The organism is Arcobacter arenosus (assembly GCF_005771535.1).
GTDB classification, from domain to species: Bacteria; Campylobacterota; Campylobacteria; order Campylobacterales; family Arcobacteraceae; genus Halarcobacter; species Halarcobacter arenosus.
Genome location: NZ_VANU01000004.1, coordinates 128,949 through 144,690, shown reverse-complemented (window position 1 = coordinate 144,690; position 15,742 = coordinate 128,949). Strand labels below are relative to the sequence as shown.

Below are 15,742 nucleotides of genomic sequence, written 5' to 3'. Positions count from 1 at the left end.
AATAAACCAGTATATTAGATTTTCGAATGATGTTCGTATATACCATTAAAGTTAGTTGGTGGTGAAAGTATAAATTCTTTGCATCTATTAATATAAATTTGATATATTTTTTTATTCGTTTTTTTATCATAGTTTTCTAAATTTTCAAAAATCTCTAATGCTTCTTTAAAGTTTGAGTTTCTGTAAAGATTAATTGCTTCATGATAAAGTTCTAACTCTTTTTTTAGTTCTTCTTCTGGTTCTCCCAAATCAATTACTTGCCATATCTCTACAGGCTTTTTCTTCCCTTTAACTTTTACTAAGTCAAGAAATCTAAAAGTATAATCGTTTTTTAGTTGCTCTTTTGTAAAATTTGAAATATTAAGTTTAGAATCATAAAATATACATAGTGATTCTAATCTTGCTCCAAGATTAATAGCATCTCCAATTACTGTATAATCACTTCTACCTTTACTACCCATTTCCCCTACAATTGCTTTTCCTGTATTAATACCTATACCCATATCAATAGGAGGCTTATTTTCTCTTTTAAGTTTTCTATTTAGTGGGATAAGTTGTTTTATTTGTTTAAGGGAAGCAGTTACAGCTTTATCTGCATGATTTGATACTTCTGCAGGAGCATTCCAATAGGCCATTATTGAATCACCAATATATTTATCTATTGTTCCTTCATATTCTGTAATGATATTACTCATTGGCTCCATATATTCATTCAGATATGTAATAAGTTCATTTGCATTATCCATTTGTTCTGAGATATTTGTAAAATTTCTAATATCACTAAAAAAAACTGTTACTTCTTTTTCTTCTGCTTGAAACTCATTATTATCAATATCTTTTAAAAGGTTTTCCATAACTGACTTTGAAACTTTTGAAGCAAATTTTTTCTTTATGGCTTCTTCTTTTTTTATTTCATAAAAGTAATCAAACAGTGTAACAACTATGGCTGCTATAACAATTGAAAAAAGAGGGAAAAATATATTTAAAACTAAACCATAAGTAAATAATAGATTATAAAGAACAAAAACAGTTCCTCCTAATAAAAAAAGAGTTATAATCGGATTTAACCAAAATGGTAAATATGTTATTAATAAAACAGTTAAAATTGTTAATAAAAATATAATCCAGATATTAGCACCATCAACCCATGACTCTTTTGCTAAGAAATCACCAACCAAAATATTATCAATAGCATTAGCATGAACTTCTACCCCTGGATAAACTGATTCAAAAGGTGTTGCTCTAAGGTCTAGTAATCCAACTGCCGTAGTTCCAATTAATGCAATTTTTCCTTCTAGTTCTTTCTTCTGAATTGAACCATTTAAAATATCTTTTGCGGAATAATATTTAAAGCTTTTTGATTTTCCTCTAAAATTTATTAAAAGTCTTCCATATCTGTCTGTAGGAATTGTTAAATTATTTAATTTTATATTAACTATCCCATTTTCATCATAATTGACAATTACTTTTTTAGTTTTTGAAATTAAACGAATAACTTCTAAAGATAAAGATGGGTATATCATATCTTCATAAGATATTATAAGTGGAACACTTCTTATTACTCCTGATTCATCAGGTATGTTATTAAAAAACCCACTTGTATATGCTTTGTTTTGAATCTCTGGCACATTTAATATTGCCCCTTTTGCTTTTAATAAAAAGTCATCGCCTAGTTTTTTATTCTTTTCAATAAAAATTGCAGGAATTTGGGGAGCCTTTTTATCTATATATTTATTTTCTGTAAATTCAAATACATAACCTAATATTGTAGGTGTATTTGCAACAGTATTTCCTAAAATTAAATCATAGTTAGGGGTGTTTTCTCTAGATATGCCATATTTTTTAAATACTTTATGGGGTGAACTTTTATCAGGTTCAGCAAAAACCATATCAAAAGCAATTAATCCTATATCCATATTTGTAAGGTTTTTTAATAATTGGGATACTTTAGGTCTAGACCAAGGCCATTGTCCTACCTCTTTTAAAGATGCTTCATCAATATTAATGATTACAATATTATCTTCATGGGGTATTTCTCCTCTTAGGGTAAAAAAATAATCTCTTAGTCTATTATCTATAGAATTTGGAAGTTTAGTAAAATTAATATATATTGTAGAAATTATAAAGCTTAGGATAATTCCTAAACCTAGAAAAATCATAAATTTTTTTAATAGATTTTTTTTATTCATAATAAAACTATCATAACCTAGTCAATTTGAGATGGTTTTAATTCTTCATGTATATATTTTTTAAAGGCGTCACTTTGAAAGAAAAACTCTAAAAGATTTCCATCTATTTCATTGTCTTTAACCATAAATGAGAGGATTTTATATACTTCTGATAGTTTTTTACCTTCTTTGTATGGTCTATCACTTGCTGTTAATGCTTCAAATATATCTGCAAGTATCATAATTCTATCTTCAAGGCTTAAGTCTTTTTCTCCTAATCCTCTTGGATAACCTTTTCCATTTAGTTTTTCATGATGGTTTGCAGCAATATTAAGAACATTACTGTATTTTTTAGGGAAAGGTAATGATGATAACATCTGAAATGACAAATTAGCATGGGAATTCATTATCTCTTTTTCTTGGTTTGTTAATGTTCCTTTTCTTATTGATAAATTCTCAATCTCATTTTTACTTAGAAAATCTATTTTTTCTCCATCAAGGATATATGAGTATTTTGAGATTGCTAAAATTCTATCAATCTTTTCTTCATCCATAAACTCAGAACCTATATTGACTTCTTTTAAAAAATCCATATCATCTTTGATTTGAATTAATGAATTATTATATGATTCTTGTGAAATCTCTTTTTTTAATAATGATATTTCTAAATCTCTTTTTACTATTTCAAATCTTTGTTGAATAACATCAATTCTATCTATAAATGCTTCTAATTTAGTTGCTTTGTCAATTATATATTCAGGCATAGATATTTTACCAACATCATGCATATAAGCTGCAAGTTCTATCTCTTTTAAATCATTTTCATTATAGGTAATGTCTTTATAAATAGTTTTATCTTTATCTATTGATTTAGCAATCAAATTAGCAATTTTTGCAACTTTATCAATATGTTTACTTGTATGTTTTGATTTTGCGTCAATTGCGTGAGCAATTGTTGTTACAAATGAATTTAAAAACTCTTCTAAACTATTTATTAAAAATGAATTTGTTAAAGCCATAGCAGCTTGAGAAGCTAATGCTTTTAATATATCTTCATCTTCTTTATTAAAAGGGATAATATCATCATGTGAAAAGTTAGTTTTATTTATTAGTTGTAATACTCCAATAACATCTTCTTCATGATTAACTAAAGGGATTACTAACATTGATTTTGATCTATATCCTGAAGAATTATCAAACTTTTTTGTTCCTTCAAAATCATAATCTTTACAGTTGTATACATCAGGAATATTAATAATTCTTTTTTCTAATGCAGATACAACAGAAACCATTTGTCTATTTTCTTTTCCATCATCTAAATAAATTGGTAAAGAGTTCCATGAAACAGGTTTTTCTTTTTCTCCTATTTTTATATTTAAAGGGTCATTTTGAATAACTTTAAACTCTAGGCTTTTTCTATCTTTTGTAACAATATATAAAGTACCAGCTTCACAATTGGTCAAATCTCTTGTTAATGACAATATCATTTCAAATAGCTTGTCTTTATCAACTTGTGATGACAGCTGATTGTTGATTTCCATTATTCTATCAAACTTATCATGGCTTATATTTTTAGATTGTGTTTTTCCTGTTTCTAGATGAATAACATCACCATCTTCTAATATTTTCCCGCCATTTGATAAAATATTTAAATCTTCAATCTCTTCAACTAATTGTTTTTTATAGGATTGTTTTAAATGATATATAAATATTTGAATATCATTTCTATTAATTTTTGAAATTATATCTTTTAAAAGTTTTGGGGTTAAATGTTTACTATCTTGCGCTAAACTTTCAAATTTATTTGGGAAAGAACATTCTATTATTAATGATTTTATTTTTTTATTTGTATTTATTGTTTCCCATATTAAAGGGTTTGTATATGTGTCACCACTAATAAAATATGAATCTGAATCATCTTTTAATACAATATATCCAAAAGCTCCATCTATATGATTTGCCTTTACAGAAGTTATATTATAGGAATCAATTTTTATAGTTTCATTTTCTGTTATAACTTGATATTTTAAAGAAAATTCTTCAGAATTTATAAGTTTTATTTTTGAAAAATCGGGCCATATCTGATCATTAAATGTGTGTTTTTTTAAAGCTTCTATTGTTTGACTTGAACCATATATTGTCAATGGTTCTTTTCTTTCTTCAAAAAAACTTTCAATAATAAAAGGTAAATCAATAATATGGTCCGAGTGGGTATGTGTTATAAATATATGGTTTATATTTAAAACCTCTTCCCCTAAAGGTTTTATTACATTTCCTGCATCAATTATAATATTTTTATAAATTTGAAATGAAGTTGTTCCTGAGGATTGTGTTTTTGTTCCACTTGCACCAAGTATATTTATATAATTCAATGTGCGCCTTCTAGTAAATGATTATCTTCATTACTATCAAGGTCATCATAAGGGTCCATATGAATATTGATAACCCAATCTTTTGATCTATCTAATTTTCTGATTTTATTTTCTATTTTGTCAGTTATTTTGTGGGCTTCCATTAAGGTAATTAAGCAATCATAAACCAAATGTACATCAACAAAGATTTGATTTCCAGCTTCCCTTGTTTTTAACATATGGTAAGTATTAACTCTTTCTTCTGACATTAAAGCTTTTTTGATATCTTTTACTATCTCTTCATCCACAGCTCTATCTAAAAGTACAAGAACACCCTCTTGAATTAATTCATAAGCAGAATAGATAATAAATATTGAGATACCACCACCAACAATAACATCAATTAATTCAATACCTGTGAAGTTAACAAGTAATAATGATACTAAAACAGCTGCATTTGTATAAACATCGGTTTTATAGTGTAAAGCATCAGCTTTAATAACCATACTATTAGTTTGTTTTGCAATTTTATTTAAATAGATTACTAAACTAACCGTAATTATTAAAGAGGCAACCATAACACCTAAAGAGATACCAAGATATTGAGATACTTCACCATTAATCGCTTTTTCAATAGCTTGATAAAGTAAAAATAAACCGGAGATAGTAATAATTGTACCCTCAATTACAGAAGCTAAGGCTTCAATTTTTCCTCGTCCATAATTAAAAGTTTCATCGGCAGGTTTTTCAGAATTGTTTACAGCAAAGTAGTTGAATAGTGATACAAACATATCAAGAACTGAGTCTATTGCAGATGCTAAAACTGCAACAGACCCACTAGCTATACCAATAACTAGTTTCATTAGTGTTAATATAGCAGCAACACTACTTGAAACTACGGTAGCTTTCTTTTGTGGAGTCATAACTCTTATTTTTCCACAAATTCTTTGATTCTTCTAATTCCCTCTTCAATACTTGCTAAGTCTGTAGCAAAAGAGAATCTAAAATATCCTGGAAGACCAAAAGCATCACCAGGAACTATTGCAACACCTTTTTCTTCTAAAAGGTCTGATGCAAATTTTAATGAATCATCATAAGCTTCTTTAATATTTACAAAAAGATAAAATGCTCCATCTGGTTTAACACAAGATAAACCTTTGATTGCATTAAATTGCTCAATTGCAACATCTCTTCTTTTTTCAAATTCAACTCTCATCATCTCAATATCAGCATCTGCACTTCCATCTAAAGCTGTAACAGCCGCTTGAAGAGTTATAGAGTTTACGTTTGATGTAACTTGCCCTTGAAGTTTAATCATAGCTTTAACTAAATCTTTTTTAGGAGATGCAATATATCCATATCTCCATCCAGTCATTGCAACTGCTTTTGAAATACCATTAATTGTAATTGTTCTTTGGTACATATCTTCACTTACGCTTGCTGCTGAAGTGAATTCTTTTCCTTCATACATAATTTTTTCATACATCTCATCAGACCATACTAGAATATCAGTACCTTCTAATACTTTTCCAATAGCGATTAATTCCTCTTTTGTATAAACACTACCAGTAGGGTTTGAAGGTGTATTTAAAATTAAGGCTCTTGTATTTGGTGTAATAGCCGCTTTTAATTGTTCAGCTGTAATTTTAAATTCTGTAGAATCATCAGTTTCAATAATTACTGGTGTACCATCAGAAAATTTAACTTGCTCTGGATATGTAACCCAATATGGAGCAGGAATAATTACTTCGTCTCCCTCTTCAATTAATAATTGGCAAAGGTTAAACAGCGAGTGTTTTGCACCATTACTAACAACAATATCACCTAATTCATAATCTAAACCATGGTCCTTTTTTAACTTATTGATAATTGCTTGTTTGGTTGCAATAGTTCCCTCTACTGCTGTGTATTTAGTGTGTCCATCATCGATTGCTTTTTTTGCAGCATCTTTTATAACTTGTGGAGTATCAAAGTCTGGCTCACCAGCACTAAAACTTAAAATGTCTCTACCTTGCGCTTTTAGCTCTCTCCCTAAAGCAGTAATAGCCATTGTAACCGACGGAGATAAATTCTCCATTCTTTTTGCAATTTTCATTCACTTATCCTCTGAATAATTTTCAATATGTTAATATAGTTTGCAACTAATATTGGCACGGATTATAACTATATTATACTTAAGGAATTAATTGAAATTTGAACTTATATTCAACAATAAAACACTATTGATTAAAGTAGTGAAAAAAAAAGGTATGAAAAATACTTATTTAAGGGTTAAATCCGCAAAAATGATACAAATTAACACAAATTATTATTTTACAAAAGAGGATGCTATAAATCTTTTGCAAAGAAAACAAAAATGGATAGAAAATTCTATCTCTAAATTTGAAATAAATAGTTTGGAAGATAATGAGTTTTATTTTTTAGGAGTTAAACATAAAAATTTAGATTTAAGAGATTTAGACAAGTTTTATAAAAAAGAGGTACAAAAAATAGTTCCACCACTTGTAGAAAAATTTTCAACTATAATGAATCTTTACCCAACTGATTTAAAATACAGAAAAAATAAAAGAACGTGGGGAAGTTGCAATTATAAAAATGGATTAAATTTTAACACCTTACTTGTGAAGTTTCCAATTGAGGTTATTGAGTATGTCGTAATCCACGAATTAGCCCATATAGAGCATAAAAATCATTCTAAAAAATTTTGGAATTTAGTTGAAGAGTATTGTCCTGATTATAAGCAAAGGGAAAAACTACTTAAGAGTTTTTTATAAGTTTTCTTATTTCTTCAACCTTTGCATGAAGTTTTTCATTTGTGATTTTATTTTCAAATATACCAAATGACCTTTCTTTGAATGTCATTGGTATAACTTCTTCTTTTTTCTTTTTTTCAATTTTATTTGTTACGAAAAACCTTAATTCTTGGACATTTGCTATGTTTGCTTGTTTTAATAAGTCATTTATTAAACTCTTGTTATACTCAAACTCCATTTTATAAACAGGATGAGAAAGTACAAAAAAGAGTATTTCTCTTTTTACATAGGCGAATTTAACACCTTTTTTTAATTTGTCTGGTAAAAGCTCAATAAATTTTATTATTGTAGCTTGTGTATTAATCTTCCTGAATTCAGGATTATTTTTAAGATGACTAAGAATTTCATTAACTTTTTTCATGCAATTATTATAGCAGGTTTTATATTATCTTTTAGTGGGTGTGGTTATAAAGCACCGCCCGTATATGTTGAGGACAATAAGGAAATTTCAAAATAATGAATATATATGATTACGTTATAGTTGGTTCAGGTGTTGCTGGATTAAATGCCGCACGATTAATACCAAAAGATAAAAAAGTATTAGTACTTTGTAAAAAAGTTCCTTGGGAATGTAATACTTTTTATGCCCAAGGTGGTATTGCAACTGCAGTTGATAAAGAAGATATTCCATCTCATATAAAAGATACTTTAGTTGCAGGTGTTAATCATAACAATACAAATGCAGTTGAAGTTTTAAGTGAAAATTCAAGGGCTTGTGTTGATGATATGATTAATGCAGGTATGCAATTTGACTTAAACACTAAAGGTGAATTAGCTTTTACAAAAGAGGCAGCTCACAGTAGAAATAGAATCTTGCATGCAGATGGTGATGCAACAGGAAGAATGATTCATCTATTCTTAATGGGTACTTGCCAACATGAGATTGAGACAAATTGTGTTGTAAATGACCTTTTAATTAAAGATGATGTTTGTTATGGAGTTCAATATTATGTCAGTGAAACTGAACAAAAAGTTGTCTATGCCCATAATACAATCTTAGCAAGTGGTGGTATTGGTTCAATTTATAAATACCACACAAATTCAACAGCTATTGCAGGTGAAATACAAGGTATTTGTGCTGAAAAAGGTATTGAATTAAAAGATATGGAGATGATGCAATTTCATCCAACAGTATTTAAAGGAACCTCTTTTGCTAGAAAATCATTACTTAGTGAAGCATTAAGAGGTGAGGGTGCTCATATTGTAGATGAAAACAACAACAGATTTTTGTTTGAATATCATCCTGATGGTGAATTAGCACCAAGAGATGTTGTAAGTAGGTCTATTTATGATTATCATAGTAAGACAGGATTAAGAATTTATCTCTCTTTTGATAGTTTTGAAAAAAACTCATTTAGAAAAAGATTTCCTAATATTTATGAAAATTTAAAACAATTTGGCTATGACTTACCCTTTGAGAGAGTTCCTATTTCTCCTGCTTTTCACTACGCTATGGGTGGAATTGCAACAAATGTTGATGCAAAAGTTAAAGGGATGAAAAATCTATATGCAATTGGTGAATGTGCATGCACTGGTTTACATGGAGCAAACAGATTAGCATCAAATTCTTTACTTGAAGGTGTAGTTTATTCAAAAATTGCAGTTGATATTTCAATGAAAGAAAACTTTAAAATATATGCTGAAAATTATGATAAAACCATACGGTCATATGTTCGTAATAAAGAGGCTGATAAGCCCATAAAAGAGAGAGTTAGACAACTTATGTGGGAAAATGCTGGAATAGTAAGAGATGAAGAAACACTAAAAAAAGCCTTAGAAGAAATTAATAATTTTTTCAATGAAAATATTGGTAGACTGCTATTTTTAAGGTTGCTTACGGCAAAATCTATTCTAAATGCTGCAATTGAAAGAAAAAAATCACTTGGAGCACACTTTATTAAGGAGAAAAAATGTTAAAACTGTTGATGATGTTATTTTTATCATCTTTATCGCTGTTTGCAGCGAGTGGAGCTTCTGGTACAGCAGAAGTTGCACCTGATTTAACTATGACGTGGGTAGGATTCGCTTGTCTGTTTATTTTTGTTGTAGGTTATTATTTTGTTGCTGCTGAGGAGAAGTACGAAATTGATAAGGCAAAGCCTGCACTTTTTATTGGTACGTTTATGTTTATTCTAGTTGCATTGTATTATGCTTTAAATGGTCTAAATTTAGGGTTAGTTCACACTGAAGCTCAACACTTGATTTTAGAGATTGCTGGAATCTTCTTCTTCTTATTTGTTGCAATGACATATATTGAGTCATTAATTCATATGGGAGTATTTGACAGATTAAAATATAATCTAGTTTCAAAAGGTTATACATATAGAAAACTATATTGGGTAACAGGTCTTATTGCGTTTTTCTTATCACCAATCGCTGATAACTTAACAACTGCTCTTATTTTATCAACTGTATTAATTACAATTGAAAAAACAAGAAAAGACTTCTTAGTACCAGGTGCAATTAATATTGTTGTTGCAGCAAACGCAGGTGGTGCTTGGTCACCATTTGGAGATATTACTACACTTATGGCTTGGACTGCAGGTAAGGGTACATTTACTGATTTCTTATTCTTATTCCCAGCTTCTATTGGTGGATATTTAATTACTGCATTTATTCTTTCTAAATTTGTTCCAGAAACAAAACCTGATTTTGATGCATCAAAAGAGGTTAAACCAGAAATGGCAGAAGGTGCAAAAGTAGTAATGGGACTTGGTGTATTTACAATTTTTTGTGCTGTAATGTCTCACCAAGTATTACATTTACCAGCTATGTGGGGTATGATGTTTGGTCTTTCTTTACTTAAAGTTTATTCTTATGGTTTAAAAAGAAAACATGGTAAAGACCACTTTAATATTTTCCATTCTATGGCAAAAATTGAAAACAATACATTAATGTTCTTCTTCGGTATTTTAGCTGCAGTTGGTGCATTATACTTTATTGGATGGTTAGCATTAGCAGTTGTAGTTTATGATCCAGCAGTATTAGGACCAACTTGGTCAAATATTGGTGTTGGTTTCTTATCTGCAATCGTTGATAACGTTCCTGTTATGTCAGCAGTACTTAAAGCATCTCCTGAAATGGGTCTTGACCAATGGATGCTTGTAACACTTACAGCAGGTGTTGGTGGTTCATTAATCTCATTTGGTTCAGCAGCAGGTGTTGGAGTTATGGGTAAACTTCATGGTATTTATACATTTGGTTCACATATGAAATATGCGTGGACTATTCTTATTGGATATATTGCTTCTGTTGCAATTTGGTATGTTCAATACGAAATCTTAGGTTTTTATCACGTAGGATAGGCCTATTTGTAAAAGTGCTTTTTGCACTTTTACATCTTCTTTTTTTACTCTCTTATTTTTCTATTAATCAATTTTAAATTACTCTTTAGCTATAATCGCGGATACTAATTAGAAAATAAGGAATCTATTTAATGAAACATGTACCAATAGTTGTATTAGATTTTGGTAGTCAATATACACAAATTATCGCAAGAAAATTAAGAGAAGCTGGTGTTTACTCTGAGATTGTACCATATAGTGAAAGAATCGAAGATATTTTAGCTAGAACTCCAAAAGGTATTATTTTAAGTGGTGGACCTGCTTCAGTATATGCACAAGATGCATATCACCCTGATGAAGAGATTTTTAATCTTGGACTTCCAATTTTGGGTATTTGCTATGGTATGCAACTTATCTCTCAATTTTATGGTGGTTCAGTTATTCCAGCAGATCATCATGAATATGGAAAAGCAAAACTTACTTTTCAAAAAGAGTGTGCGATTTTTAAAGACACAGCTGATGGACAAACTGTTTGGATGTCTCACGGTGATAAAGTTGATAAATTAGCAGAAGGTTTTGAAGTTATTGGAACAAGTGAAAACTCTCCTTATGCAGCTATTGCAAAAGAAGATGAAAACATCTATGCTTTCCAATTTCACCCAGAAGTTTATCACTCAGCTGAAGGTGCTAAGATTCTTAAAAACTTTGCAAAATATGTTTGTGGTTGTGAATCAACATGGAATATGGGTTCATTTGCAAAAGAACAAATTAAAAAAATCCAAGATACTGTTGGAAATAAAAAAGTATTATGTGGTGTAAGTGGAGGAGTTGATTCTTCTGTTGTTGCTACACTTTTAGCTGAAGCAATTGGTGACCAACTTATTCCTGTATTTGTAGATAATGGATTATTAAGAGCAAATGAGAGAGAACAAGTTGAAGCTATGTTCAAAGCTAGAGGAGTTGACTTAATTACAGTTGATGCATCTGAAGAATTCCTTTCAAAATTAGCAGGCGTTACAGACCCAGAAACAAAAAGAAAAATTATCGGTGAAACTTTCATCAAAGTATTTGATGAAGAAGCAAAAAAACATGATGGAATTGAGTTTTTAGCACAAGGGACACTTTATACAGACGTTATTGAATCAGTATCTGTAAAAGGACCTTCAAAAACTATTAAATCTCATCACAATGTTGGTGGACTACCTGATTGGATGACATTTGAATTAATCGAGCCATTAAGAGAAATCTTCAAAGATGAAGTAAGACTTTTAGGACTTGAATTAGGACTTCCAAAAGATATGATTGGAAGACATCCTTTCCCTGGACCAGGACTTGCTATTAGAGTTATGGGAGATGTAAATAAACCTGATTTAGAATTACTTAGAAAAGCAGATACTATCATGTTAGATGTTCTTCATGCAACTGGACTATATGACAAAACATGGCAAGCATTTACAGTATTACTAAACGTAAAATCTGTAGGTGTTATGGGTGATAATAGAACTTATGATAACACTGTATGTGTAAGAATAGTTGAAGCAACAGATGGTATGACAGCAACATTTGCTCATATTCCTCATGATGTATTAGAGACGATTTCTAGAAGAATTATCAATGAAGTTGATGGGATTAATAGAGTGGTATATGATATTTCGTCAAAACCGCCAGCAACTATCGAGTGGGAATAATTTTTTTGCCGTAATTTCGACGCATCTTTCACCGAATTCTAGCTTCGATGTACTTTAGTACACCTTTGCTAGACTTCGGTAAAATCTACACCAAACTTACGACAAAATATATTTTAATCAAACTACTATTTTAAGAGGTCAATAATTGATAAAAGTTTTTTTAGATAATTGTATTTTTAGTGTAAGTGAAACATTGCAGTATCAAATCTCTCAAAAAACACTTAAATGGGGTAATCAAGTACTTACTAATGATATTTTAGGCTATGCTAGAAAACCATTACCAGATGATAATAGTCAATGGAAAAGGAATCAAATTATGTGTATTCCAACAATTGTAAATCTAGTGTATGAGAATAAATTACAATTCTTTTCTTATAATGAAGTTAAATTTGAAGGTTGGAAAAAAATTCTTTTGGAAGAGAAAGGATATTTTTTAAAGAATGTTACTATTGAGTTTATTGAACCAGCGATTGATAGAAGCTACTTTCAAAGTATGGATTTTTTTGAATTTATAGATAACAAAAATGTTATTGACTTTTGTAAATTTTTGCTTTCTTTAAATAATGCTGATATAAAGAATTTAGTAAGAAATACTAGTAATTATCCCAACTTAACAAAAAAATCTATTAACAATATAGAAAGATTTAAAGAGATATGTTCAGGTTTATCAGATAAACAGCTACCTGATGCTTTTCATTTATGGAGTGCAGAAGTGAATGGATTAGATTATTTTTTAACTATAGATAAAAGGTTTATAAATACTATGAATATTACTAAAAAAATAAATCTTAATTGTTTACCTATATCTCCAGAAAAATTACTAGAGAAATTAAAAGTTAAAGAATGTATATTAATGGAATTTCAAAAAAATAAGTTTATTCAATAATATTAAAAAAAAGGGCAAGGACAAAAGTCCTCACCCTTTCTATGCCAAAGTTAGGTAATCACTCCCAACTAGTACGACATGCTCTTTTAAGTTGTGTGAATTTTAACTTAAAATATATTATTTGTCAATATAAATAAAAATATTATTTAATTTGAAGCTATATTTTAATTCAAAACCTTTACTTTATAAAATAAAAGTTACAATTCCACATAATATAAAGGACAAATTTGATATCAAACTCTAATCAACAAACTCACCACCATTTCAAAATATTCAAACCATACGGATGTTTAAGTCAATTTGTTCAAGAAAAGATGAAAAACAAAAGTTTATTAGGTGATTTTTATGATTTTCCTGAAAATACTATGGCTATTGGAAGATTAGACCATGATTCAGAGGGTTTATTATTACTTACAACTGATGGTATGACAAGCCACAAAGTTAGAAATAAAAGTATAGAAAAAGAGTATTATGTACAAGTTGATGGTGTGATTACCCAAGAAGCAATCTTAAAGTTGCAAGAGGGTGTTGAGATTACTGTAAATGGTAGTAAATATTTAACTCTTCCTTGCAAGGCATTTGCCCTTAGTTCTGAGCCAGATTTGCCACCTAGAGGAAAAAATATTCGTCATCCTAAGCATGGTCCTACTAGTTGGATATCAATTACAATTTGTGAAGGGAAAAAACGTCAGATAAGAAAAATGACAGCTGCAGTTGGTTTCCCTACATTAAGACTTGTAAGAGTTAGAATTGGCGAGATTTATATAAATAATCTTATGCCTGGTGATGTTGAGTCTTTACCCAACATTGAAGATGTCCTAAATTGCTAGTTTAAATCAAGTCCCTTCTTAAATTTTTAGAGACTGTCTCTTTTAACTTTTTTGGTACTTTATATTTATCTGCAAGTTCTTCAAACTCTTTAAATACTTTAATCGTTTTTTCAAGTATTTTTATTGATTGTATTTTTGTTAAGTTACAATATTTTCCAAAGGAGATAATATCTTCTTTTGTAAAATTATCTTGCTTTTTATTTAATCTTATTTGATGTACCTTTGTCCAAGTCCCACTTGGGTCATAAGAATAGGTCATATCAAAAGCAGGGGATAAACTCCATTCACCTTTTTTATTCATCAAAAAACCAAAGTTTTTTGTGTGGTCATCTTGATTTCTTCCTACTATATTAAAAACAGCTCTTTTAAAAACTTCACTAATCTCTTCTTGTCCAAAGTTTAGTTGCCGTAAGTTTAAAATAAGTTGTTCGTATGAGTATGTCCCTGTTGTGTCTCTATCATAGTGAGATAAGCCAGCCCAAGATATGTAGTGTAGCTTTGAGGTTTTTTTATTTTCTACAACTCTATCAAATCTTTTAATCATAAAATGAAAGTCATCATCTATTTCTAAATATGAAGTTTCGGGAATATTTATTTCACATTTTTCTGCAAGTAATGAATAGATATATTCAATTCTTGTCATCCCTTTTGGGTCTTTTGAATCTCTATCTTGATTTGCTGATGAATCAAACTTTAAAAGCCAATAAGAGTAATTTCCTTCATATATATTTGTTCCATCTATATATCTGTTCTTCTTATCTTCATCTTTTGCAATAAGTGCTTTTGCCCTTGCTCCTCCTGCACTTGAACCAATTCTTATTAAATCAAATACTTCCTTTTTTGTTTTTGAGTCTTTTAATTTATCATTTAGTTTATCTTTTTTTGAAATTACTAACTCAGCTAATTGAGATAATAAAGATATATCTAAAGCTTGTACCCTGTTTTTTAAATCATCTTCAAATTCACTAGGGTGATACTCCAAAGCACCAATACTTCTTCTCCCTACATATAATAATCTATCTAGTGTTGTAATCTCTTCTTGGGGGATTTTCTTCTCTGCCATAAATTGATCAATTAATTGATTTCCATATTTATCTGGTAAAGAGTCTGCAAAAACACCAGCAACTCCTTTAAAAGTTCTAAAACTTATATCTTCAAAATAAAACTTATCTGGTGGATATTTCATTTGTAAAGGTGAGGGAAAGATATTTGATTTCATAAAGTTTTTATCATATTCAAATTGTGCTATATTTGAATCTTTGGGGTAACCAAGATAGCCAATAGTAGTACCCCATAGTTTTACTTCTACTATTTTGCTCATTTATCTTCTCCCCAAATAAACTCACTATTTATATCTTTTTTAGATTTAAATATTCTTTTTGGTTTAGAGCTTTTTGTTTTTTCTTGGATACTAAATTCTTCTTTTACTTCAAGTAGTTTTTGAAGTTTATCCAACTCTCCAAGACCTTTTAAAATCTTTATAAAGTTTAGTAAGTTTATATTAGAACCATTTTTCAGTCTTTGGATAGCATCAATACTAACTCCACCTTTTTTGTGAACATCATCATCAGAAAGTCTTTTTTGAAGTCTCAACTTTTCATAGTTTTTACCAAGTTCTTTTATAATATCTTCATTTGTTAATAAATTAAAATCCATAAGAACTCCTTTTGAAATATTATATCATAATACTTTGTATTTATACAAAATAATAAATCAAAAAGT

The 15,742-nt window shown here is 29.2% G+C and carries 13 protein-coding genes; 6 read left to right on the top strand and 7 right to left on the bottom strand.

All coding sequences use genetic code 11. The annotated features are described in order from the left end of the window. Positions 1 to 14: 14 nt before the first annotated feature. From FDK22_RS09860 to FDK22_RS09845, 4 genes are read right to left on the bottom strand one after another with little or no spacing between them, the layout of a single operon-like run. The gene (locus tag FDK22_RS09860; RefSeq protein WP_138152763.1) at positions 15 to 2,189 is read right to left on the bottom strand and encodes a CHASE2 domain-containing protein; all 2,175 of its coding nucleotides are present in this window, start codon (positions 2,187 to 2,189) and stop codon (positions 15 to 17) included. A gap of 17 nt (positions 2,190 to 2,206) precedes the next feature. Next, on the bottom strand, positions 2,207 to 4,540 hold the full coding sequence (locus FDK22_RS09855) for an HD domain-containing phosphohydrolase (RefSeq protein ID WP_138152761.1): 2,334 nt from the start codon (positions 4,538 to 4,540) through the stop codon (positions 2,207 to 2,209). Beyond that, positions 4,537 to 5,442, bottom strand: coding sequence for a cation diffusion facilitator family transporter (locus FDK22_RS09850; protein ID WP_138152759.1), 906 nt, complete (start codon positions 5,440 to 5,442; stop codon positions 4,537 to 4,539). The genes FDK22_RS09855 and FDK22_RS09850 overlap by 4 nt, the downstream gene beginning before the upstream one ends. A gap of 5 nt (positions 5,443 to 5,447) precedes the next feature. Continuing rightward, complete coding sequence (locus tag FDK22_RS09845; protein ID WP_138152758.1) at positions 5,448 to 6,614, bottom strand: pyridoxal phosphate-dependent aminotransferase; 1,167 nt, start codon at positions 6,612 to 6,614, stop codon at positions 5,448 to 5,450. A 91-nt stretch (positions 6,615 to 6,705) separates the two neighbouring features. On the opposite strand from FDK22_RS09845, the gene FDK22_RS09840 reads away from it, so the two are divergent. Then, the gene (locus FDK22_RS09840) at positions 6,706 to 7,293 is read left to right on the top strand and encodes a M48 family metallopeptidase (protein WP_138152757.1); all 588 of its coding nucleotides are present in this window, start codon (positions 6,706 to 6,708) and stop codon (positions 7,291 to 7,293) included. On the opposite strand, the gene FDK22_RS09835 is transcribed toward FDK22_RS09840, so the two are convergent. Next, the gene (locus FDK22_RS09835) at positions 7,277 to 7,693 is read right to left on the bottom strand and encodes a DUF721 domain-containing protein (protein ID WP_138152755.1); all 417 of its coding nucleotides are present in this window, start codon (positions 7,691 to 7,693) and stop codon (positions 7,277 to 7,279) included. The genes FDK22_RS09840 and FDK22_RS09835 overlap by 17 nt on opposite strands. Positions 7,694 to 7,788: 95 nt before the next feature. Here FDK22_RS09835 and nadB point away from each other — a divergent pair, with 95 nt between their 5' ends. The 5 genes from nadB to FDK22_RS09810 all read left to right on the top strand — a co-directional run bounded on the left by nadB (position 7,789) and on the right by FDK22_RS09810 (position 14,020). After that, positions 7,789 to 9,249 (top strand): L-aspartate oxidase, encoded by a 1,461-nt coding sequence (gene nadB, locus FDK22_RS09830; RefSeq protein WP_138152754.1) that lies wholly within the window; start codon positions 7,789 to 7,791, stop codon positions 9,247 to 9,249. Further along, entirely contained in the window at positions 9,243 to 10,637 is a 1,395-nt protein-coding gene (nhaD, locus tag FDK22_RS09825) for a sodium:proton antiporter NhaD (RefSeq protein ID WP_171012964.1), read from the top strand. The genes nadB and nhaD overlap by 7 nt, the downstream gene beginning before the upstream one ends. Before the next feature lie 131 nt (positions 10,638 to 10,768). Continuing rightward, positions 10,769 to 12,304: a glutamine-hydrolyzing GMP synthase gene (gene guaA, locus FDK22_RS09820; protein ID WP_138152753.1), complete on the top strand. Its 1,536-nt coding sequence runs from the start codon at positions 10,769 to 10,771 to the stop codon at positions 12,302 to 12,304. A 145-nt stretch (positions 12,305 to 12,449) separates the two neighbouring features. Then, a complete protein-coding gene (locus FDK22_RS09815; RefSeq protein ID WP_138152752.1) occupies positions 12,450 to 13,190 on the top strand; it encodes a hypothetical protein in 741 nt (246 codons plus the stop codon). 227 nt (positions 13,191 to 13,417) lie between these two features. Beyond that, complete coding sequence (locus FDK22_RS09810; protein ID WP_212745000.1) at positions 13,418 to 14,020, top strand: pseudouridine synthase; 603 nt, start codon at positions 13,418 to 13,420, stop codon at positions 14,018 to 14,020. Between the two features lies 1 nt (position 14,021). Here FDK22_RS09810 and FDK22_RS09805 read toward each other — a convergent pair whose 3' ends face one another. Both FDK22_RS09805 and FDK22_RS09800 read right to left on the bottom strand, forming a co-directional pair. Continuing rightward, complete coding sequence (locus FDK22_RS09805; RefSeq protein WP_138152751.1) at positions 14,022 to 15,341, bottom strand: type II toxin-antitoxin system HipA family toxin; 1,320 nt, start codon at positions 15,339 to 15,341, stop codon at positions 14,022 to 14,024. After that, complete coding sequence (locus FDK22_RS09800; RefSeq protein WP_138152750.1) at positions 15,338 to 15,676, bottom strand: helix-turn-helix domain-containing protein; 339 nt, start codon at positions 15,674 to 15,676, stop codon at positions 15,338 to 15,340. The genes FDK22_RS09805 and FDK22_RS09800 overlap by 4 nt, the downstream gene beginning before the upstream one ends. Between the last annotated feature and the right edge of the window lie 66 nt (positions 15,677 to 15,742).